22 protein-coding genes are annotated in these 21,432 nt (G+C 63.8%); 16 read left to right on the top strand and 6 right to left on the bottom strand.

Going from position 1 to position 21,432, the window contains the following annotated elements:
* The first annotated feature begins 82 nt into the window (after positions 1–82).
* The 7 genes from N2597_RS21990 to N2597_RS21960 all read left to right on the top strand — a co-directional run bounded on the left by N2597_RS21990 (position 83) and on the right by N2597_RS21960 (position 6,737).
* Positions 83–1,462, top strand: a complete 1,380-nt coding sequence (locus tag N2597_RS21990; protein ID WP_183600041.1) for a hydantoin-5-propionate amidohydrolase — start codon at positions 83–85, stop codon at positions 1,460–1,462.
* The gene (locus N2597_RS21985) at positions 1,459–2,739 is read left to right on the top strand and encodes a Zn-dependent hydrolase (RefSeq protein WP_183600043.1); all 1,281 of its coding nucleotides are present in this window, start codon (positions 1,459–1,461) and stop codon (positions 2,737–2,739) included. Before N2597_RS21990 ends, N2597_RS21985 begins: the two co-directional genes overlap by 4 nt.
* A complete protein-coding gene (locus N2597_RS21980) occupies positions 2,720–3,817 on the top strand; it encodes a thiohydantoin desulfurase (RefSeq protein ID WP_183600045.1) in 1,098 nt (365 codons plus the stop codon). Before N2597_RS21985 ends, N2597_RS21980 begins: the two co-directional genes overlap by 20 nt.
* 3 nt (positions 3,818–3,820) lie before the next feature.
* Complete coding sequence (locus N2597_RS21975) at positions 3,821–4,150, top strand: TfoX/Sxy family protein (protein WP_183600047.1); 330 nt, start codon at positions 3,821–3,823, stop codon at positions 4,148–4,150.
* 234 nt (positions 4,151–4,384) lie between these two features.
* Positions 4,385–6,046 carry a thiourocanate hydratase gene (locus tag N2597_RS21970; protein WP_183600049.1) on the top strand — a complete coding sequence of 554 codons (1,662 nt, stop codon included), beginning with the start codon at positions 4,385–4,387 and terminating at the stop codon, positions 6,044–6,046.
* A gap of 53 nt (positions 6,047–6,099) precedes the next feature.
* Positions 6,100–6,342 carry a type II toxin-antitoxin system antitoxin VapB gene (gene vapB / locus N2597_RS21965; protein ID WP_183600051.1) on the top strand — a complete coding sequence of 81 codons (243 nt, stop codon included), beginning with the start codon at positions 6,100–6,102 and terminating at the stop codon, positions 6,340–6,342.
* Entirely contained in the window at positions 6,339–6,737 is a 399-nt protein-coding gene (locus N2597_RS21960; protein ID WP_183600053.1) for a type II toxin-antitoxin system VapC family toxin, read from the top strand. Before vapB ends, N2597_RS21960 begins: the two co-directional genes overlap by 4 nt.
* Positions 6,738–6,758: 21 nt before the next feature.
* Here the strand turns inward: N2597_RS21960 and N2597_RS21955 are convergent, their stop codons facing one another.
* Together N2597_RS21955 and N2597_RS21950 are read right to left on the bottom strand one after the other, a co-directional pair.
* Entirely contained in the window at positions 6,759–7,145 is a 387-nt protein-coding gene (locus N2597_RS21955) for a VOC family protein (RefSeq protein ID WP_183600055.1), read from the bottom strand.
* Positions 7,142–8,392: an MFS transporter gene (locus tag N2597_RS21950; protein ID WP_183600057.1), complete on the bottom strand. Its 1,251-nt coding sequence runs from the start codon at positions 8,390–8,392 to the stop codon at positions 7,142–7,144. The genes N2597_RS21955 and N2597_RS21950 overlap by 4 nt, the downstream gene beginning before the upstream one ends.
* Before the next feature lie 84 nt (positions 8,393–8,476).
* Here N2597_RS21950 and N2597_RS21945 point away from each other — a divergent pair, with 84 nt between their 5' ends.
* Together N2597_RS21945 and coaBC are read left to right on the top strand one after the other, a co-directional pair.
* Positions 8,477–9,358 carry a LysR family transcriptional regulator gene (locus N2597_RS21945; RefSeq protein WP_183600059.1) on the top strand — a complete coding sequence of 294 codons (882 nt, stop codon included), beginning with the start codon at positions 8,477–8,479 and terminating at the stop codon, positions 9,356–9,358.
* 98 nt (positions 9,359–9,456) lie between these two features.
* The gene (gene coaBC, locus N2597_RS21940; protein ID WP_183600061.1) at positions 9,457–10,668 is read left to right on the top strand and encodes a bifunctional phosphopantothenoylcysteine decarboxylase/phosphopantothenate--cysteine ligase CoaBC; all 1,212 of its coding nucleotides are present in this window, start codon (positions 9,457–9,459) and stop codon (positions 10,666–10,668) included.
* On the opposite strand, the gene N2597_RS21935 is transcribed toward coaBC, so the two are convergent.
* Entirely contained in the window at positions 10,655–11,467 is an 813-nt protein-coding gene (locus N2597_RS21935) for a class II glutamine amidotransferase (RefSeq protein ID WP_183600063.1), read from the bottom strand. The genes coaBC and N2597_RS21935 overlap by 14 nt on opposite strands.
* Positions 11,468–11,969: 502 nt before the next feature.
* On the opposite strand from N2597_RS21935, the gene N2597_RS21930 reads away from it, so the two are divergent.
* The 4 genes from N2597_RS21930 to N2597_RS21915 all read left to right on the top strand — a co-directional run bounded on the left by N2597_RS21930 (position 11,970) and on the right by N2597_RS21915 (position 15,986).
* The gene (locus tag N2597_RS21930) at positions 11,970–12,647 is read left to right on the top strand and encodes a FadR/GntR family transcriptional regulator (RefSeq protein WP_039617469.1); all 678 of its coding nucleotides are present in this window, start codon (positions 11,970–11,972) and stop codon (positions 12,645–12,647) included.
* The gene (locus N2597_RS21925) at positions 12,644–13,936 is read left to right on the top strand and encodes a CynX/NimT family MFS transporter (protein ID WP_096763044.1); all 1,293 of its coding nucleotides are present in this window, start codon (positions 12,644–12,646) and stop codon (positions 13,934–13,936) included. Before N2597_RS21930 ends, N2597_RS21925 begins: the two co-directional genes overlap by 4 nt.
* 106 nt (positions 13,937–14,042) lie before the next feature.
* Positions 14,043–15,575: a S10 family peptidase gene (locus N2597_RS21920; protein WP_183600066.1), complete on the top strand. Its 1,533-nt coding sequence runs from the start codon at positions 14,043–14,045 to the stop codon at positions 15,573–15,575.
* Positions 15,576–15,584: 9 nt separating this feature from the next.
* Positions 15,585–15,986, top strand: a complete 402-nt coding sequence (locus tag N2597_RS21915) for a GFA family protein (RefSeq protein WP_096763046.1) — start codon at positions 15,585–15,587, stop codon at positions 15,984–15,986.
* A 5-nt stretch (positions 15,987–15,991) separates the two neighbouring features.
* On the opposite strand, the gene N2597_RS21910 is transcribed toward N2597_RS21915, so the two are convergent.
* Positions 15,992–16,573, bottom strand: coding sequence for an Lrp/AsnC family transcriptional regulator (locus tag N2597_RS21910; protein ID WP_096763047.1), 582 nt, complete (start codon positions 16,571–16,573; stop codon positions 15,992–15,994).
* A 172-nt stretch (positions 16,574–16,745) separates the two neighbouring features.
* On the opposite strand from N2597_RS21910, the gene N2597_RS21905 reads away from it, so the two are divergent.
* Together N2597_RS21905 and N2597_RS21900 are read left to right on the top strand one after the other, a co-directional pair.
* A protein-coding gene (locus N2597_RS21905; RefSeq protein WP_097622115.1) for an IS630 family transposase occupies positions 16,746–17,694 on the top strand; the annotation gives its coding sequence in 2 pieces (ribosomal slippage) (positions 16,746–17,081 and positions 17,083–17,694; 948 coding nt in all).
* A 10-nt stretch (positions 17,695–17,704) separates the two neighbouring features.
* Positions 17,705–18,034: a RidA family protein gene (locus tag N2597_RS21900; protein WP_183599509.1), complete on the top strand. Its 330-nt coding sequence runs from the start codon at positions 17,705–17,707 to the stop codon at positions 18,032–18,034.
* 35 nt (positions 18,035–18,069) lie between these two features.
* Here N2597_RS21900 and N2597_RS21895 read toward each other — a convergent pair whose 3' ends face one another.
* Positions 18,070–18,777: a glutathione S-transferase family protein gene (locus N2597_RS21895; protein WP_183599507.1), complete on the bottom strand. Its 708-nt coding sequence runs from the start codon at positions 18,775–18,777 to the stop codon at positions 18,070–18,072.
* A gap of 114 nt (positions 18,778–18,891) precedes the next feature.
* Between N2597_RS21895 and N2597_RS21890 the strand changes: the two genes are divergently transcribed.
* The gene (locus N2597_RS21890) at positions 18,892–19,785 is read left to right on the top strand and encodes a LysR substrate-binding domain-containing protein (RefSeq protein WP_096763050.1); all 894 of its coding nucleotides are present in this window, start codon (positions 18,892–18,894) and stop codon (positions 19,783–19,785) included.
* 3 nt (positions 19,786–19,788) lie between these two features.
* Here the strand turns inward: N2597_RS21890 and N2597_RS21885 are convergent, their stop codons facing one another.
* A complete protein-coding gene (locus N2597_RS21885; RefSeq protein ID WP_183599505.1) occupies positions 19,789–21,372 on the bottom strand; it encodes a peptide chain release factor 3 in 1,584 nt (527 codons plus the stop codon).
* Positions 21,373–21,432: the final 60 nt, after the last annotated feature.

Genomic DNA, 21,432 nt, shown 5'->3' with positions numbered 1-21,432 from the left:
TGATGCCATCCGACAGACGTCACGCTTTTGGCATCACGCTCCAGCCGGCAACGGTCTGATTTCAGCCCAGGGAGGAAGCGACATGGACTTCGATCTCGTTCTGCAGGGCACGGTGGTGCTGCCGGACCGCATCCTCGAAGAGGGCTATGTCGCCGCCCGCGACGGCAAGATCGCCGAGATCGGCCTCGGCGTGCCGCCTGCGGCGCGCGAACGGCATCTGCTCGGCAAAGCACTGATCCTGCCCGGCGCGATCGACGCCCAGGTGCACTCGCTTTCCCAGAAGGATCAGGAGGATTTCATCTGGTCGACGCGGTCGGCGGCGGCCGGAGGCGTGACAACAATCGTCGACATGCCCTATGACGAGGGCGATCTCGTCTGCTCGGCGGCGGCGGTGAAACGCAAGATCGACCATGCCGGGCAGCAGGCGCGTGTCGACTTCGCGCTTTACGGCACCGTCGATCCGGAAGAAGGCCCGGCGCGGATCGGCGAGATGGTCGAGGCGGGCGTCGCGGCCTTCAAATTCTCGACCTTCGGCACCGATCCCAAGCGTTTTCCGCGTATCCCGCCGGCCCTGCTCGACGCCTGCTTTGCGGCGATCGCTCCGACCGGACTGACGGCAGGCGTGCACAACGAAGACGACGAGGCGGTGCGCAGCTATATCGAGCAGGTGAAGGCGCGCGGCATCACCGACTGGCGGGCGCACGGCCTGTCGCGGCCACCAATCACCGAACTCCTGGCCATGCACACGATCTTCGAAACGGGTGCCGCGACCGGCTGCCCCGCCCATGTGGTGCATTGCTCGCTCGGGCGCGGCTACGATATCGCCCGCGCCTATCGGCGTGACGGTTTTGCGGCGACGGTCGAATGCTGCATCCATTATTTGACGCTCGACGAAGAGAACGACGTCAAGCGCCTCGGCGGCAAGGCGAAGATCAATCCGCCGCTGCGGCCGCGCGCCGAGGTGGAGAAGCTCTGGCGGAAGGTGGCCGAGGGCGATGTCTGGCTGGTTTCGACCGATCACGTCAGCTGGTCGGAAAACCGCAAGACCAATTCCGACATGCTCGCCAACGCATCCGGCGTGCCCGGACTCGAGGTGATGGTGCCGCTTTTCGTCAAAGGCGCCATCGAGCGCGGCATTCCGCTGACATGGGCAGCCAGGCTGATGGCGGAGAATCCGGCCAAGCATTTCCGGCTCGACCATATCAAAGGGGCGCTGAGGCCGGGCAAAGATGCCGATATCGCCGTGCTGGAACCGCGGGACACGATCTATGATGCATCGGCAAGCGGCAACAATGTCGTCGGCTGGAGCCCCTATAACGGCATTGCCCTGCCCTGGACGGTGGCGGCCACCTACCTGCGCGGCGAAAAGATCGCTGAGGGGGGCAAGGTGCTGGCCAAACCCGGCACCGGCCGGTTCGTCCGGCCGCCGCCGCGCCACGTCATTGCGGGAGCTGGTGCATGAGCCGCAATCCTCCCGTCAATGCCAACAGGATCGCTGAGGATATCGAGGCGCTGGCCGAAATTACCGAGCCGGGACATCCCTGGACGCGGCGGGCCTTCTCGCCGCTCTTTCGCGAAGGCCGGAGCTATCTCGAAGCCCGGATGAAGGCGGCCGGATTGGAAACGCGGATCGACGCGGCCGGCAATCTGATCGGCCGGCGCACCGGCCGCAAACCATGGCTAGGCACGATCATGCTCGGTTCGCATTCCGACACGGTGCCGGACGGCGGCCGCTTTGATGGCATTGCCGGCGTGATCGCGGCGCTTGAGGTGGCACGCGCGCTCAGCGACCAGAGCATCGAGCTCGACCACGATCTGGAGATTGTCGATTTCCTCGCCGAAGAAGTCAGCATCTTCGGCGTCTCCTGCATCGGCAGCCGCGGCATGACCGGGCAACTGCCGGAGTCCTGGCTTTCGCGCGTCAGCGGCGGTCTCGATCTTGCCGGAGGCATTGCCCAGGTGGGCGGCGAGCCTGGCGTCCTGGCGCAGCAGAAGAGGCCGGATATTGCCGGCTTTCTCGAGCTGCATATCGAGCAGGGACCGGTGCTCGAAGCCGAACGGGAGGATGTCGGGATCGTCACCGCGATTGCAGGTATTACCCGCATCGAAATCACTGTCGAAGGACGGGCTGACCATGCCGGCACGACGCCGATGGACCGGCGGGCCGATGCGCTGGTGGCGGCATCCCAGCTGGTGCTCGACATCCGTAACGCCGCCGCCGAGCTGGCCAAGACGCCGGGGCATTTTGCCGCGACGGTCGGCGAATTCAGAGTCGAGCCGAATGCCGCCAATGTCGTGCCGTCGAAAGTCGCGCTGCTGATCGACGGCCGCGCTGAAATTCGCGCCGATATGGAGGCCTTCTGCCGCTGGCTCGAAGGCCATGTCGAAAAGCTGGCGACCGCCTATGGCGTGAGGATCGAAGCGCCGACCCGGGTATCCGACAATCTGCCGACGCCGGGCGATGCCAGGCTGCTTTCGGCGCTCGAGGCCGCCTGCGAACGTGTCGGCGCGAAATATCGGCGCATGGCCTCGGGCGCCGGGCACGACACGGCCTGGATCGCCAAGGTGGCGCCGGCGGCCATGATCTTCGTGCCCTGCCGGGGAGGCCGCAGCCATTGCGAGGACGAGTGGGCCGACAATGACGATATCGCGATCGGCGCCGCCGTGCTGTTCGAGGCGGTGCGCGAGATGGACACGGATTCGAAGCGGGATAAGGCGGATGGGACGCATACTGGTTGAGAAGGACGTCGAAGCCGCCGTCAAGGGCGGCTCCGTCTATGCCGCCGGCGGTGGCGGTTGGGCCGATCACGGGCGCATGCTCGGGCTTGCGGCAGTCAATGCAGGCAAGCCGGAGCTGGTGTCGATCGACGAACTGCGGGACGATGACTGGATCGCGACGGCCGCCGCCATCGGCGCGCCGGCCTCCACCACCCCCTGGGAAATGCAGGGCATCGATTACGTCAAAGCCGTGCAACTCCTGCAGGAGGCGCTGGGCGAAAAGCTTTCCGGGCTGATTATCGGCCAGAACGGCAAATCCTCGACGCTAAACGGTTGGCTGCCGTCGGCGATCCTCGGCACCAAGGTGGTCGACGCCGTCGGCGATATCCGCGCCCATCCCACCGGCGACATGGGCTCGATCGGCATGGCCGGCTCGCCTGAGCCGATGATCCAGACCGCCGTCGGCGGCAATCGCGCCGAAAACCGTTATATCGAACTGGTGGTGAAGGGGGCGACGGCGAAAATCTCGCCGGTGCTGCGTGCCGCCGCCGATCAATCCGGCGGCTTCATCGCCAGCTGCCGCAATCCGCTGCGCGCTTCCTATGTCCGCAGCCATGCGGCACTCGGCGGCATCTCGATGGCGCTTACGCTCGGAGAGGCGATCATCGCGGCAGAGAAACGCGGCGGGCCCGCTGTTATCCATGCGATCTGCAAAACGACGGGCGGGCATATCCTCGCCGAGGGCGTGATATCTAGAAAGGACGTCGTCTACACCAGGGAAGCCTTCGACATCGGCACGGTTATCGTCGGTTCGGGGGCAAAATCGGTGACGCTGCATGTGATGAACGAGTATATGGCCGTCGACGACGCCGATGGCGGCCGACTTGCCACCTTCCCCGCAGTCATCACCACGCTGTCTCAGGAGGGCGAGCCGCTCAGCGTCGGCCAGCTTAGGGAAGGCATGCGGGTCTTCATCCTGCATGTGCCGAAGGATATCATCCCGCTATCGGCAAGCGTGCTTGATCCCACCGTCTATCCCGTCGTCGAAAAGGCGATGGGGATCGAGATCGCCCGCTATGCGCTGGAAACGAAGGCCTGAACCATGACGCGCGATCCCGGGCTCGAAGAACTGCTGCGCGAGGAACTCGGCGACCGGCCGGGGCTTACGGAAAAATCCATGTTCGGCGGCCGGGCCTTCCTGCTGAACGGCAATCTGCTTTGCGGCGCGCGCAGCGACGGCATGCTGATCCGCCTCGGCAAGGGCAATGACGGCTGGGCGCTGGCCCTGCCCGGCGTGATCCAGATGCTGTCCGGCGAGCGGGTAATGCAGGGCTGGGTGCGGGCCACGGCCGAGGTTTATGGCGACGATGGACTGAGACGGCGTTTACTGGACAGCGCGCTCGCCTACCTGAAATCGCTGCCAGGGAAGTGACGCAGCTATTCCCCCTTCTCCCCAGCGGGGAGAAGATGTCCGAAGGACAGATGAGGGGGCGAGCGGCAAAGCCGCGAGTGCCTGGAGCGCAAGCGAAGGGCAATGAATGTTGCACCGTGTGGCCCCCTCATCCGACCCTTCGGGCCACCGACCGGGGTCGAGCCACAGGTCTCGACCCGTCCTTCGGACCCCCGTTGGGGAGAAGGGAAACCAGAGACCAAGCGAGGAACAACCATGCCGAAGGCCAATCCACGTCATCCGAAATTTCCCATCCCCGGCGGGCCGGAGCTGCGTGCTAAGGGCTGGCGGCAGGAAGCGCTGTTGCGCCTGCTCGAAAACGTGCTGTCGGTCGGCGAGGATCCCGAAAACCTGATCGTCTATGCCGCGCTCGGCAAGGCGGCCCGCAGCTGGGCGGCGCATAAGGGCATCGTCAAAGCGCTGACCGAGATGGAAGAGGATCAGACGCTGCTGATCCAGTCCGGCAAGCCGATCGGGTTGGTGAAGACGCACGCCAAGGCGCCGCTCGTCATCATGGCGAACTGCAATATCGTCGGGCAATGGGCGAAAGCCGAGATATTCTACGAGCTGCAGCGCAAGGGACTGATCTGCTGGGGCGGACTGACGGCAGGCGCCTGGCAATATATCGGCAGCCAGGGCGTCATCCAGGGCACTTACGAGATCTTCATGCGCATTGCCGAGCGGCGCTTCGGCGGCGATCTCGCCGGCCGATTCGTGCTGACGGCCGGCCTCGGCGGCATGGGCGGGGCGCAGCCGCTCGCCGGCCGCATGGCGGGGGCTGCCATCCTCTGCGTCGACATCGATCCGGAGCGCGCCCGCAAGCGCCAGCAGATCGGTTATCTCCAGGAGATCGCGCCCGATCTCGATACCGCCCTTGAGATGATCGATGCGGCGGTGAAGGACAAGCGGGCGCTCTCCGTCGGGCTCGTCGGCAATGCGGCGGAAGTCTATCCCGAAATCGCAAGGCGCGGCATCGTGCCCGACATCGTCACCGACCAGACCTCGGCGCATGACCTCGTCTATGGCTATGTGCCGAAGGGCATGAGCCTCGATCAGGTGAGAGAACTGCGCGACGATGGCCAGGGGCAGTTGATGGCGGCAAGCCGCGCTTCGATCGTCGATCATGTCACGGCGATGCTGGATTTCCAGAAACGCGGCTCCGAGGTCTTCGACAACGGCAACCTGATCCGCACCCAGGCGAAAGAAGGCGGCGTCAGCAATGCCTTCGACATTCCGATCTTCACCGAAGCCTATCTGAGGCCGCTCTTTGCTCGGGCGATCGGCCCCTTCCGCTGGATGGCGCTGTCGGGCGAGGAGAGCGATATCGCCCGCATCGACGATCTGCTGCTCGAACTCTTCCCCGACAACAAGATCATCACCAACTGGATCCGGCTGGCGCGCGAGCACGTTCCCTTCGAGGGGCTGCCGGCCCGCATCGCCTGGCTCGGCCACGGCGAACGCACGATGCTGGCGCTGCGCGTCAATGCGCTGGTCGCAGGCGGCGAACTGAAAGGCCCGGTCGCCTTTTCGCGCGACCATCTCGATGCCGGCGCCATGGCGCATCCCAATATCATGACCGAGCGGATGAAGGACGGCTCCGACGCGATCGCCGACTGGCCGCTGATCGACGCGATGATGCTCTGCTCGTCGATGGCCGATCTCGTCGTTGTCCATTCCGGCGGCGGCGGCTATGCCGGCTATATGACAAGCTGCGGCGTCACCGTCATCGCCGACGGCACCGAAGCCGCCGACGAGCGGCTCGACCACGCGCTGACCAACGACACCGCCTTGGGCGTCATGCGGTATGCTGACGCGGGCTACGAAGAGGCGCTGGATGAGGTGATGAAGAAGGACGTGCCCTATATCCGGCTTGGTTGAAATGTAAGTCGAGCTGCTATATATCATTGTCATATCTCACCGAGGGCCGTGACATGGAAACCGCAAAAATCTTCTGGTCAGGGCGGTCGCAAGCCGTCCGCTTGCCGAAGGAATTCCGCTTTGATGGCGATAGTGTCACCATCCGGCGCCAAGGGCGTGCGATCGTTCTCGAACCGATTTCCGACAATTGGGATTGGCTGGCTGACGTGATCGGTCCGGTCGATCCCGACTTCGCGACAGCGGCAGAAGAGCAGCCTGCGCAGCAAGAACGACCCGAGCTCGACTTCTTCAAATGAAGTACCTGCTCGATACAAATGCCGTCATTGCCTTGATGAAGGGCAATGACCGCCTCATCGCCGAACTGCGCAAGCACACACCGACGGATTTCGCCATGCCGGCGATCGTTGCGCATGAACTCTTTTACGGCTCTTACAAAAGTTTGCATATCGATGAGAATCTGGCGCGGATCGATGCGCTACAATTCGCCATACTGGAATTTGACCGGAACGACGCGCGCAGGGCCGGAGAAGTTCGCGCAGCGCTGCGAGCATCGGGAACGCCCATCGGCCCCTATGACGTCCTGATTGCCGGGCAGGCCGCTGCGCGCGGCCTCGTCCTGATCACCCGCAATCTGAGGGAATTCGAGCGCGTGGCGGACCTGCAGGTAGAGAATTGGGAAGGCTCGCCTTGATCGGTTTATCGCGGCGGTGCATCAATCGATCAGATTCGAAACTTCGATGAGGTTGCCGTCTGGGTCTCGGAAATAAACCGAGTGTAGGCGCCCGGTTGCGCCGGTGCGGTCGACCGGCCCTTCCTCAATCACAATGCCCGACGCCTGCAGATGGGCGATGACATCGGCAATCGGCGTTTCGGCGATGAAGCAGAGATCGCCGGAGCCGGGGATTGGATGTCTGGCCTTGGGTTCGAATTCGTGGCCGGCCTGATGCAAATTGATCTTCTGGCGGCCGAATTTCAGTGCCTTGCGGCCCTCCGCGAAGGTTTCGACCGACATGCCGAGGATGCGGGAATAGAAATCGCAGGTGGCTGTGATATCGGCGACGGTCAGCACGAGATGATCGAGACGGTCGATGCGGATCATGTTTTTTTCCTTGCGAGACGCTGCGCGGCACAGGCGGAGATAAAGGCGAGCGTCAGCAGGACAAGGGTGAAGGCGACGACGGCGGCCCAGCCGTCGATTGCGAAGAACCAGCCACCCGCCGAGCCCATGAGGCTGGAGCCGACATAATAGGCCAGCATATAGAGCGACGAGGCGTGGCCCTTGGTGCCATGCGCCAGCCTGCCGACGAGGCCGCTGGCGATGGAATGGCTCATGAAGAAGCCGGCCGTCAACACGATAATGCCGAGGATGATCGATGGCAGCGCGGCGGAGAGCGTCAGCGCGCTGCCGGCGGCGGTCAGCGCCAGACCGAAGAGCAGCACAGAGAAGTGCCCGATCCGGTCTCCGATGAGGCCGCCGATCGAGGCGGCGCCGATGCCGAAAAGATAGACGGTGAAGATCAGGCCGAGTTCGGTCTGGTTGAGGCTATATGGCGGCGCCACGAGACGGAAGCCGGCATAATTGTATATGGTCACGAAGGCGCCCATCGCCAGGAAGGCGATGGCGAAGACGAAGGGCAGCGCCGGATTGGCGAGATGGCCGAACCAGGCCCTGGCATGGAAACTCGGGTCGAAGCCCGGCCGGCGAACGAAATTCTTCGACGGCGGCAGCAGGGCGATGAAGCCGAGCGCGGCGGCAAGGCCGATGGCGCCGATCAGGAAAAGCGCCGGGCGCCAGCTGAGATATTCGGCGAAGACGCCGGTGAGAACGCGGCCGGACATGCCGCCGAAGGCGGTGCCGCCAACATAGAGTCCCATGGTGGCGCCAAGGCCGCGCGGATCGATTTCCTCGGCGAGATAGGCCATGGCGACGGCGGGCACGCCGCCGAGAACGAAGCCCTGCAGGGCGCGGATGACGAGCAGCAGCTGCCAGTTCGGCGCAAAAGCGGTGGCCACCGTCAACAAGGCCGCCCCGACAAGCGATATCGACATCAGGCTGCGGCGGCCAAGCCCTTCCGAGACGGCGGCGGCGCAGACGATGGCGAGTGCGAGGAAACCGGTAGAGAGCGAGAGCGACAGTGAGCTTTCGGCCGGGCTGACGGAAAATTCCTGGGAAAAGATCGGCAGCAGCGGCTGCACGCAATAAAGCAGCGAGAAGGTGGAAAAACCGGAGAGGAAAAGGGCAAGGCTGGCGCGGCGATAGGCGCCGCTGCCGCGGGTCAGATAGGACCTCTGTCCCTCGATCGCGGTTTCCTCAGGGCGCTTTGCTCCATAGGCTGGTTTCGGCATGGATCCATCCTTCCAGCCTCCGATCTAGTCAGCGCCCTTTCATTTGTCCAATATATGGAAACGACGATTTCAATATGGATGGTCATGGAGCTGCGGCACCTGAGATATTTCCTTGCGGTGGCGGAGGAAAGCAATTTCACCCGCGCCGCAGGCAAACTTGGCATCGGGCAGCCACCGCTCAGCCAACAAATCCGCGACCTGGAAAGGGAAGTGGGTGCGGCGCTGTTCCACCGCGTGCCGCATGGCGCAGAGCTGACGGCGGCAGGTGCAGCATTTCTGGGTGAGGCAAAAGCGGCGCTCGCGGCAGCGGAGAAGGCGAAGCTTGCCGCGCAAAGCGCCAATCGCGGCGAGACCGGTCGGCTGTCGCTCGGCTTCACCGCATCCTCCGCCTTCAATCCCGTGGTCAGCACCACGATCCGCCGCTTCCGAGCGCGCTGGCCGGAGGTGCAGCTGTCGCTGACGGAGATGAACACGCTGGCGCTGATGCAGAAGCTGGAACGCGGCGAGTTGGACGCCGCCTTCATGCGCCCGAGCCTCGAAGACCCCGCCGGCATCCGGCTGCGGCGGCTTGAAGATGAGCCGATGGTGATCGCCCTCCCCGCCAGCCACCGGCTGGCACGGCATCGCAGCCTGCCGCTTGCGGCCCTGGCCGACGAACCTTTCATCCTCTTTCCCAGGCTCGTCGGATTGAGCCTTTACGACGATGTCGTGCTTGCCTGCCGCAAGGCGGGATTCGAGCTCGCCATGGCGCAGGAGGCGCCGCAGATTTCCTCCGTCGTCAATCTGGTGGCGGCCGATCTCGGCGTGTCGATCGTGCCGGCGTCGATCTCGCAGATCAAACTTCAGGGTGTTGTCTACACGCCGATCGAGGGGCCGCCGGCCATCGCGCGCCTGGCGCTGGCGATGCTGAGGACGCATCGCTCGCCGGTTACAGAGAACCTGATGAGCCTGCTCAGTGATGAATGATTTCGCAAGGCAGAACAGGAACGTCCGTACTCGATTGCATGTTCTGCGCCAAAGGCTTAGGGTCGGGGTCGGGCAAAAAAGGCGACGGGTAGAAAGCCATGGCTCTCAGCGGCAAACGCATCCTCCTCATCATCTCCGGCGGCATCGCCGCCTATAAGAGCCTGGATCTGATCCGCCGGCTGCGTGAGCGCGGTGCGAGCGTCCGCCCCATCATGACCAAGGGCGCGCAGGAATTCGTCACGCCGCTTGCCGTCGGTGCCCTGGTCGCGGATCATGTCTTCATCGATCTGTTTTCACGGCAGGACGAACAGGATGTCGGCCATATCAGTCTGGCGCGCGACTGCGATCTTGTGCTGATTGCGCCCGCCAGCGCCGACCTGATGGCGAAGATGGCGAACGGCCTTGCCGACGATCTCGCCTCGACGGTGCTCCTGGCAACGGCGAGGCCGGTGCTTGCGGCTCCGGCGATGAACCCCAGAATGTGGGCGCATCCGGCCACCCGACGCAATGCGGCAAGGCTGAGGGAAGACGGTGTCCGCTTTGTCGGGCCGATGGCCGGCGAGATGGCGGAAAGCCACGAGGCCGGACTCGGCCGGATGGCGGAGCCGCTTGACATCGTCACTGCCGCCGAAACCATGCTCGACGACGGGGAAAAACCGCTGAAGGGGCGCAAAGCGATCGTCACGTCTGGACCGACGCATGAGCCGATCGATCCGGTACGCTACATCGCCAACCGATCTTCCGGACGGCAGGGACATGCGATCGCTGCGGCTCTTGCCAAGCTCGGGGCGGAGGTGACGCTCGTATCGGGGCCAGTGACGATCGCCGACCCCGTCGGTGTCCACACCATTCATGTCGAGCGGGCCGAAGAAATGCGTGATGCGGTGCTGGCCGCGCTGCCGGCCGATATCGCCGTGATGGTCGCGGCGGTGGCGGACTGGCGCGTCGCCTCGGCCGCCGACCAGAAGCTGAAGAAACATCCGGGCGAATCCATTCCGACGCTGGCGCTGACCGAAAACCCCGACATTCTCAAAACCGTCGGCCATCACACGATGCGGCCGAAACTGGTGATCGGCTTTGCCGCCGAGACGCAGGACGTGGAGAGCAATGCCAGGGCGAAACTCGAGAGGAAGGGCGCCGACATGATCGTCGCCAACGATGTTTCTCCAGCGAGCGGCATCATGGGCGGCAGCCGCAACAGCGTCAAACTAGTCCGTCACGACGGCGTCGAGCGATGGCCCGACCTGGCGAAGGAAGAGGTTGCCGAAAGGCTCGCGTCGCTGATCGCCGCGCGCTTTATGCAGGAATAGCCACCCGTTGCGGATTGGCGGCGCTCCGCTTTTCCGGCTGGAAGTTTGCGACATCGATGCCGTTTTCGCCGATGGTGACGGCGCTGCCATTGGGAATTTCCGCCCAGGCGTCGACATCGTCGTTCAACGGCTCGGAGACGAGGCAATAGCCGGCGCTGGCAGGCGAGGCATAAAGCGTCGGGGCCCTGCGATCGGTGGCATAGCGTATCGCATAGAGCGTCTTGCCGTCGGAAAAAGCGGCGGTGAAGCGCAACAGGATCGAGCCGATGATGTTCTCGGCCAGGTCTTCGACGAAGCCTATCATGTTGGCCATCGCGGCGATCGGCGCCTCGCGCAGGCCAAATTGCAGCGCCAGCAGGAACATCAGCTCGGAATCGGTCGTGCCGCCGCGGGCATTGAACAGCTCGTCGTCGAGCATCGCCTCCATCGGCCGGCGCAGGCGCTCGAAACCGGAAATCTGGCCATTGTGCATGAAGGACCAGTTGTCATGGGTGAAGGGGTGGCAGTTGTCGCGGCGCGTGCCGCCGCCGGTGGCGGCGCGGACATGGGCGAGGAAGAGCGGCGAACGGATCTGCCGCGCCAGGCTCTTCAGATTGCAGTCCGACCAGGCCGGCAGGATGTCGCGGTAGCGGCCGGGCTCGGGCCTGTCACCGTACCAGGCAATGCCGAAACCGTCGCCATTGGTCGCCGTCTTGGCGCGGGTGGCGCAATGGGACTGCTCGATCAGCGAATGGGCGGGCGAGGACACCAGCTCCTCGAGATATAGAGGGTCTCCGCGATAGGCTGCCCAGCGACACATGGCTTTTGCTCCGGGACCCGCCGCCGCTTCGGCGGGAATGCTGAAATTGTCGAACGTCAAGGCTAATAACAGCTTAACGCGCAGCCGGTTTGCAAGCGCAAGATGACGGTTTCGTGGCATCAGGCGCGTTCAAATTCGGCAAAGCTCTGTGTTCTTTTGTGAACGGTCGGATCCGCCGAGGCCGGGCACAGACGGGGATTTCTGCTTGCATCTCGAAAGAATCGGCCTACCTTGGGTCTATCAGCAACAGAACGAAAGGAAGGTGATCCAATGTCTAATGAGATTTCGGACCTCGTAACGGGCATGGAAGAGGTGATGAAAGCGAGGCAGCCCTCGCTCTAAAACCCGCCTTCCTGGGGCTGCTTTGACAGTCCAGGCCAGTTCGAGGCCAAACTCATGGAAAGGGTCGCTGAGGCGGCCCTTTTTTATTGCCGGATCGCTTTGACGATATGGATAAATGTTGCTACTCATAAAGTCATCCGATGACTTAATGAATAACATTATGCGTGCGATCAGCAGGACAAATCTCGCCGATGAGGCGATCGAGGCGATCCGCAGTGACATCCTCGGCAAACGCTGGGCAGTCGGCGACAAATTGCCGAATGAAGCCACACTGTCGGCCATGCTCTCCGTCAGCCGTGGCACGGTGCGCGAAGCGGTACGCGTTCTCGTCTCCCAGGGTTATCTCGAAACGCGGCAGGGTTCGGGCACCTATGTCCGCTCGACCCGCGATGCCGGCCGGCCGCTGACGATGGCCCGGCGCGCCAGCCTGCGAGACCAGTTCGAGGCGCGCCTGGCGCTCGACGTCGAGGCGGCCCGGCTGACGGCGATCCGCAAGACGCCGGAGACGGTAACGGAGCTTCGCCGGCTGCTTTCCGAGCGCGGCACCTACGACGGCGGCGACAAGGCTGGCTTCATCGAGCGCGACCTCGCCTTCCATAAGGCTGTCATTGCCGCGTCGGGCAACCGGGCGATGGTCGAGATCTATGATTTCTTCTCGGCCTCGATCGCCGAAACCATCGCGGCGACGCTGGGGACGGATATTCCCGAACCGGATATGCAGGCGCATGCCGATATCGTCGACGCCATCGAAACCGGCAATCCCGACACGGCGGACGCAGCGGTCCGCCGCTTCATGGCGCCGGTTCTTGCCGCCCTCGACCGGATGATCCTGTCATGAATGCGCCTTCCAACGATCTCGCCGCCACGCTCGACCCGGCCGACGAACTGCTCGTAGACGCCGAAGCCGGCAGCCTGCCGCCGCCGCAGGCGACACCGGTGGGCGGTGCCGCAGATCGTTTCCTGCTCGGCGCCAGCCTCGTGCTGATCGCCTTCAACCTGCGGCCGGTCTTCTCAAGCGCCTCGGCGCTTCTGCCCGAAATCCGCTCGGAACTTGGTCTCACAGCGCTCGGCGCCAGCCTGCTGACGACGCTGCCGGTCGTCTGCCTCGGGGCCTTCTCGCCGCTGGCGCCGCGCCTTGCCCAGCGCTTCGGCTCGGAGCGTACGCTGCTCGGCGTTGTGCTGCTTCTGGCTCTTGGCACCGCATTGCGCGGGCTTTCCTCCGTGCCGCTGCTCTTCATCGGCACGGCGCTGGCCGGCGCCTGCATCGCCGTCGGCAACGTGCTGCTGCCGGGCTTGGTGAAACGGGATTTCGCCGGGCGCGCCGCGCTGATGACCGGCTTCTATACAATGGCGCTCTGCGCAGGTGCGGCAGGTGCCGCCGGGCTGACGCTGCCGGTCGAGCACGCTCTCGGCGGCTCGCTTGCCGGCGCGCTCGCGGTCTGGGCGCTGCCGGCGCTCGCCGTCGGGCTGATCTGGCTGCCGCAGGTGCTGCGCAGCAGCCGCCAGGCAAGGCGAAACGGCTTTCGCGTCGAAGGCCTCTGGCGGGACCAGCTTGCCTGGCAGGTGACGCTGTTCATGGGCCTGCAATCGGCGCTTGCCTATTGCGTCTTCGGCTGGCTGGTTCCCATCTTACGTGAACGCGGGCTTGACGGCGTCACTGCCGGGGCGATCGTTTCGCTCTCGGTGATGGTGCAGGCCGCATCCTGCCTTGTTGTGCCGCATATCGCCGTGCGCGGCAAAGACCAGCGGCTGATCAATGCCAGCCTCTGCGGCGTTGCCGTCACCGCCCTGCTCGGCCTGCTCTTCGCACCGCTTTCGACGGTCTGGCTCTGGGCGGTGCTGCAGGGCATCGGCCAGGGCGGGCTGATCGCCGCGGCGATGACGACGATCGTGTTGCGCTCGCGCGATCCCGATATCGCCGCCCATCTTTCCGGCATGGCGCAATGCGTCGGCTATCTCCTCGCAGCCATCGGGCCGCTCATCGTCGGCCTGATCCGCGGCTGGACCGGCAGCTTTTCCTGGTGCGCTGTCCTTTTCGTCGCGCTCGGCCTGGGGGCAGCAATCAACGGCTGGATGGCCGGCCGATCAGTCGAGGTGAATGTCCACGCAGTAGCGAATACCGGCTGAGCCGGGCCGCTCACTCACTCGCCCATCACCATCTCTTGATGCCGGTCGCCGGTCGCCGATGCTACGCTATTTCTCAGCCTGCATTCGGCAACGCGGAGGAGAGACCGTGCGCATAGGAAGCCTGTTTCTGCTAGCCGCGCTTGCGGCGCTTCTCGCCCCTGGCCTTTCGCCGGCGCAGGAGAGCCGTGAAGGCCGGGGCAATATCCAGAGCGAGGCGCGCGACGGCGTGCTGAAGCTGCTGCCGCCCGATTCGGTCACGGAACACGAGCTGACGATCGGCGATCGGAAGATCGCCTATACCGCGACCGCCGGCACGCTCGATCTCTTCGGCCAGGACGGGGCGCCGACCGGCGCGATCTTTTACACCGCCTATGTCGCAAGGGATGGCGGACCGGATCGGCCGCTCACCTTTGCCTTCAACGGCGGGCCGGGTGCCGCCTCAGCCTTCCTGCATCTTGGGCTGGTCGGACCCAAGGTGCTCGATTTCGGGCCTGAGGGCCGCGACGGCGCCAATGCGAAGCTGATCGACAACCCTCAAAGCTGGCTCGATTTCACCGATCTCGTACTGATCGATCCGATCGGCACCGGCTGGAGCCGGACCGTCAAGGCCGACGACGCTTCCAACTATTACAACGTCAATTCCGACGCCCAGAGCGTCGCCAAGGCGATCGCGCTCTATATCGCCCACAATAACCGCTCGAACTCGCCGAAATATCTTCTCGGCGAAAGCTATGGCGGCTTCCGCGCCGCCAAGGTCGCCGCCGTGCTGCAGGAAAGCCAGGGCATCGTCGTCGCCGGCGCGGTGATGCTTTCACCACTCCTCGAAAGCCAGCTGATGTTCGATGCCGATCAGTTCGCGCTCGGCGCGGCACTCGAACTGCCGTCGCTGGCGGCGGCCGAACTCGACCGCCACAATGCCTTCGACGAACAGAAGCAGCGCGACGCCGAGACCTTCGCGCTCGGCGATTACCTGACGACGCTGGCCGGGCCGCCGCCCACAGGCGCCAAGGCGGCCGCCTTCTATGGCAGGATCGCCGAGCTGACCGGCATTCCCGAAGATATCGTCGCGCGCAACCGCGGCTTCCTCGGCAATTCCTTCGTCAAACATTCCGACGGGGGCATCAGCGCAGTGATGAGCCCCTACGACGCTTCCTTTGCGGCACCCGATCCCTACCCGGAATCGGATTACGACCGCGGCGACGACGCCATTCTCGACGGTTTCACCCGCGCCTATGGCGGGGCCTTTGCCGACTATGCCCGCAACGAGCTCGGCTTCAAAACGGAGCTGACCTACACGCTGCTCGACAGCGATATCAGCCGGCGCTGGGGATGGGGCAGCGGGCGCGGCGGCGGATCGCGCCTGCAGGCGAGCGCCACCGACGACATCAGGCAATTGCTCGCCGCCAACTCGGCCTTCCATCTGCTGATCGCCCACGGCTACAGCGACCTGGTGACGCCTTACAGCGTCAGCCGCTATGTCGTCGATCATCTGCCGCCTTCGCTGGCCAATGGCCGCGTCGGGCTGGAACTCTATCGCGGCGGCCACATGTTCTATACGAAAGCCGACCAGCGGGCCGCCTTCACGGCGGATGCGAAAGCTTTCTATGCCACCCGCCCGGCTGGCCCGCCGGCCGATTGAGGAATGCCGATGCATATATCAGGAGGATGCCATTGCCGAGCGATCCGCTATCAGGCGGAAATCGATCCGGAGCGGGTTTCGATCTGCCATTGCACCGATTGCCAACGGCTGACGGGCTCGGCCTATCGCGTTACGGCACCGGCGCGGCCGGAAAGCTTCGCGCTGATTTCGGGCGAACCTCGCGGCTACATAAAATATGGCGATAGCGGCGGTCTCAGTCGGCAATTCTTCTGTCCAAATTGCGGATCGCCGCTCTACCGCACCGACGGCGAAGGCAGCAAGATCGGCATCCGCCTCGGCAGCATCGACCAGCGGTGGGACCTGACGCCCAAGAAACAAATATGGTGCCGATCGGCCCTGCCCTGGGTGCGGAATATCGAGCCGCTGCCGCGGTTCGACGGAGAGGACTGAGCACGTCAATCCTGTGGCCGCAGGTCCGGCCAGCTCTCCGTCACCCCGGCCTGGACCGGACGCTCCAGATAGGTGGAGAGCGCAATATAACTGCGAGTGCCGGTGACGCCGGGAACGGCATGGATCTGCGCGAGAAAAGCCTCCAATGCCTGCGGGCTGGCAGTGCGGACCTTGAAGAGAACGCTGGCGTCGCCGGCGACCGAATGCATCTCCTCGACCTCGGGAAAACGCAGGACCTGCATCAAGCGCTCGCTCTTGCCCCATCCGGCCGCCTCCACATGCACAAAGGCAAGCAACGGCTTACCCAAAGCTGCGCCATCCAGCGCAGCATGCACACCCTTGATGGCGCCGGATTGTTTGAGGCGACGCACCCGCTCGTGCACGGCCGGCGCCGACAGGCCGACAGCTTCGCCAAGCCTGGCGAAGCTCTGGCTGCTGTCGGCGGCGAGCGCGGCTAATATTCTTCGGTCGAATACGTCGATGACCGGCTGCTGAGCACGCCTCTGCCGAAGATCCTCGGTATTTTTCCTCATTCGGCAGATCCCCCTTTCTGTCGAAGAATAATCACCGATACTGGCGTTCTTCAACAGACTATTCGGAGGAATAGAGATCATGGAAATGATCGAGCGCAATCCGATGACCGGGATCTATCCGGCAAGCCCTGACTAGAGCGTATCTGGATTTAGTTGAATCGGAAGGGATTCCGTTTTTGGCTGTTTTGTGATTCAAGATGCTGGCTGGAGTGGAGGCCAGCATCGGATGACTCGACCTCTTTCAAATGATCTTCGCAAGCGTGTTGTTGATGCAATCGAAGCCGGCGAGAGCTGCCGGTCGGTGGCGGTGCGGTTCGGTATTGCCGTGTCTTCAGCGGTGAAGTGGTCTCAGCGCTACCGTTCGAGCGGATCTGTCGCGCCTGGGAAGATGGGCGGCCACCGCAAGCGGGTTCTTGAGCCGTACCGAGCGTTTATCGCCGAGCGGATCAACCAGACGCCGCATGTGTCACTGAACAGGTTGAAGGAAGAACTGGCCGCGCGAGGGGTGAAGGTATCCCACGACACCGTATGGCAGTTTCTGCGGCGCGAGGGACTACGGTTCAAAAAAAACACTGTTCGCCCTTGAGCAGGCGCGCGCTGACGTCGCGCGACGGCGACAGCGCTGGCGATCCTGGCAGGCTGGCCTTGATCCAAGCCGGCTGGTCTTCATCGATGAAACCTGGATCAAGACCAACATGGCGCCGCTTCGAGGCTGGGGGCCGAAGGGCAAACGGCTGCGCAGCTTCGCCCCGCACGGACATTGGCGCACCCTGACTTTCCTCGGCGCGTTGCGCTGCGATCGGCTCACCGCGCCTTGTGTCTTCGATGGACCGATCAACGGTGAGTGCTTTCGTGCTTATGTCGAACAGCAACTCGTACCGGTGCTCAAACCCGGCGATATCGTCGTGATGGATAATCTCGGCTCCCACAAGTCGGTCGCCATCCGTCAGATGATCCGCAACGCTGGTGCTCGGCTCTGGTACCTGCCGCCATACTCCCCCGACCTTAACCCGATCGAACAGGCTTTCGCCAAAATCAAGCACTGGATGCGCCTGGCTCAGAAGCGAACCATCGATGACACCTGGCGCCACATCGGACACCTCGTCACAACCATCGAGCCCAGCGAATGCAGCAACTACTTCGCCAATGCCGGATATGCTTCCGTGAAAACCTGAAACGCTCTACATCCATGCGCTGGAGGTCAAGCAGCCCAGCCGGCTGCTCTTCGTCAGCGGTACGATGGGTCTCGATAAAGCGGGAATGGCGGCGGCCGATCTGGACGGTCAGTTGGCGCTTGTCTGGGCCAATCTGCGCACGATCCTCGCCTCCGCCGGTATGACAGTGGACAATATCGTGCGGCTGACGAGTTATCTCCGCGACGGCGCCTTTATGGAGGCAAACCAGAACGCTCGCCTCCGGGCGCTTGGCGGCCGCGCCGTGCCGACCACCGCGATCATCGTCGAAACGCTCAGCGACGACTGGCTCGTCGAGATCGAGATCATGGCTGCCGGCTGACGGCAATGGCCATCGCACGCAATGGCCCGCGGCGATCAGGCCGCTTGTTTCAGCAGGCCGAGCGCCTCGGTCAGATCGACCTCGCCGAGGAAAGCGCCGCTGCTTTTCGCTTCCTGCCTGTTCTCGATCGCATGGGCGAAGCGCACGGCCGGCTCCTGCTGCATGCGCTCATAAAGGCGATGCAGGCTGGGAAACTGGCGTCGGTCGACCACCTTGTGAAAATCGTTCCAGCGGGCGATGCCGACGAAATAGGCATCGGCCAGGCTCGGGCCGTTGCCGAGAAGCCATTCGCGGCCAGCAAGCAGATGCTCCAGCGTGTGATGCGCCTTTTCGACCGCGGCGGTGCCGTAGGCCGTCAGCGCCTGCTCGTCCTGCGGCTCCATTGGATGTTCCAACGCATACCAGAGCGGGCCGAAGGCTGCGAAGAAACTGGTGTTGAGGAAGGCGAGCATCTGGTTCTGACGATCGAAATCCTCCGACCCCTGCGCAAAGCCCAGACCGCTGCCGATCGCACGGGCGCCGATATGGTTGAGGATCGCCATGCTTTCGCTGATCGTCCTGCCATCCTCGAGCAGCAGCGACGGCGTCTCGCCGACTGTATTGATCTGCTTGTATTCATCGGTGGAGACCACCTCCGGCATCTCGACGCGGCAGAGCCGATAAGGCAGGCCGGACCATTCCAGCGCGACGATCGAGCCGAAGGAGCAGCCCTCCGGCACGCCGTAAAACAATATGGATGACATCAGTCGTTCCTTTCAGAATTGAACCCGTTTGGACAGGATCAATGTGATGACGTGGACGATCTCGCGGTAGAGGCTATAATTGCATCGCAATGTCCACGCATCTGGAAGATGGCAATGGCGCTTTTCAACCTCAACGATCTGCATCTCTTCGTCCAGGCCGTCGACAGCGGCAGTTTTACCGCCGCCGCGAGACATCTCGGCGTGCCGAAATCGACGGTCAGCAAGCGGGTCGCGGAGCTGGAGCGGCGCCTCGGCGTGCGGCTGATCCAGCGCACGTCACGCAGCTTCGCGCTGACCGAGCTCGGGCGCGAATTCTTTCAGCATGCCCAGGCCTCGATCATCGAGGCTGAAATGGCCGAGGGCATTGTGCGGCGGCATCTGGCCGAACCTGCCGGCAGCGTTCGCCTGACGGCCTCGGTGCCGACGGCGCAGTTTACCTTGACGGAGCATCTGCCGGCGCTGACGTCGCGCTATCCGAAGCTTCGGCTTTCGGTGCATGTGACCGACCGTTTCGTCGACATCGTGCAGGAAGGCTTCGATATCGCGCTGCGCAGTCATCGCGCGCCGCTGCCGGATTCGGCGCTGGTGCAGCGTAGGCTCGCCAGCCACCCTTTCTATATCCTCGCCTCGCCGGACTATCTCAGCGCCCATGGGCAACCGCGCCGGCCCGAGGAACTGGCGGAGCATGCCACGATCATGACCAGCCTGACGGAAGACCAGTGGCGGCTCACCTCCGACGGCGGCGACGAGGCTCTGGTCACGCTGCAGTCCGTCATGGCGGCGGATGAGCCCTATGTGCTTATGGAAGCGGCAGCGGCCGGGCTCGGCATAACCTGCCTGCCGACATCGGTCTGCCGGAAGGCGCTGGCCGAAGGGCGGCTGGTGCGGGTGCTGCCGGAATGGACGGCCGGCAGCATCGAGACGACGATCCTGATGCCGCATCGGCGCGGCCAGCTGCCGGCGGTGCGCGCCGTCGTCGATTTCCTGGCGGAACGGCTGACCGGATGATGATCACGCCGCCTTGGCGGCGTGATATTCCTTGATGGCGACCATCCTGATTGCCGGGTAGCGCTCCGCCTCATAACGCAGCGAGAAGGCATCCTGGGCGAGGAAGACGGGATCGCCGTCGAGATCGCGGGCGATATCGCCGCGTTTGACGGTGAGGAATTTTTCCAGATCGGCCGGCTGATCGGCGGAGATCCAGCGGCAGACGGAGAAGCGCGACATTTCGAAGGAGACCGGCAGGCCGTATTCGGCCATCAGCCGCTCCTTCAGGACGTCGAGCTGCAGGGCGCCGACGACGCCGACGATTGCCGGCGAGCCGTCTTCCGGCGAGAACAGCTGGACGACGCCCTCTTCCGCCATCTGCTGCAGGGCTTCCTTGAGCTTCTTTGCCTTCATCGCGTCTTCGAGGCGCACGCGGCGCAGGATCTCCGGCGAGAAGTTCGGCACGCCCTGGAAGACCAGCGATTCGCCTTCGGTCAACGTATCGCCGATGCGCAGCGTCCCGTGATTGGGAATGCCGACGACGTCGCCGGCATAGGCGGTGTCGGCGAGTTGGCGCTGCGAGGCGAAGAAGAATTGCGGTGCCGTCAGGCCGAGCTGCTTGCCGGTGCGGGCGAGCCTCGCCTTCATGCCGCGTTCGAGCTTGCCGGAGCAGATGCGTGCAAAGGCGATGCGGTCACGATGGTTGGGGTCCATATTGGCCTGGATCTTGAAGACGAAGGCCGTCATCTTGTCGTCGGTCGCATGCACCGTCCTGGTGTCGGCGACCTGGTCGCGCGGCGGCGGCGCAAATTCGCCGAGCGCGTTGATGAGGTCGCGAACGCCGAAATTGCGCAGCGCCGAGCCGAAAAAGACCGGCGTCATATGCCCTTCGAGGAAGGAGTCGCGGTCGAAGGGGCGGCAGGCCTCGATGGCGAGCTCGGTCTCGTCGATGAAGGCCTGGCGCTCATTTTCCGGCAGCTTGCCGGCGACGGCCTGCGGGCCGTTGACCGGCGTCGTCTCGACTTCGGTGTCGGAACCGCGGGCGGTGCTGTTGGCGAGATGATAGGAGCCGCAGAAGGTTTTCGAGCGGCCGATCGGCCAGGTGATCGGCGCCGTATCCAGCGCCAGCTTCTCTTCCACCTCATCGAGAATCTCGAAGGGATCGCGGCTTTCGCGGTCCATCTTGTTGATGAAGGTGATGATCGGAATATCGCGCATGCGGCATACTTCGAAGAGTTTGAGCGTGCGCGGCTCGATGCCCTTGGCGGCATCGATGACCATGACCGCGGCATCGACGGCGGTCAGCGTGCGATAGGTGTCGTCGGCGAAATCCTCGTGGCCCGGCGTGTCGAGGATGTTGAAGACATTGTCGTTATATTCAAAGGTCATCACCGAGGTAACGACGGAGATGCCGCGCTCGCGCTCGATCTTCATCCAGTCGGAGCGCGTCTGCATGCGGTCCTTCTTCGCCTTGACTTCGCCGGCAAGCTGAATGGCGCCGCCGAACAGCAGCAGCTTTTCGGTGAGCGTCGTCTTGCCCGCGTCCGGGTGGGCGATAATAGCGAATGTGCGGCGGCGGGAGACCGCCTCGGCGAGACTTTCGGCCATATTATGAATCCTGTGGAATTGCCGCGTATCTAACGATTAAAGCCCGGCATTGCAATTGAC

Source organism: Rhizobium sophoriradicis, from assembly GCF_025200795.1.
GTDB classification, from domain to species: domain Bacteria; phylum Pseudomonadota; class Alphaproteobacteria; order Rhizobiales; family Rhizobiaceae; genus Rhizobium; species Rhizobium sophoriradicis.
Note: the sequence above shows the minus strand (reverse complement) of the source record. Positions and strands in the feature narration are given on the sequence as shown.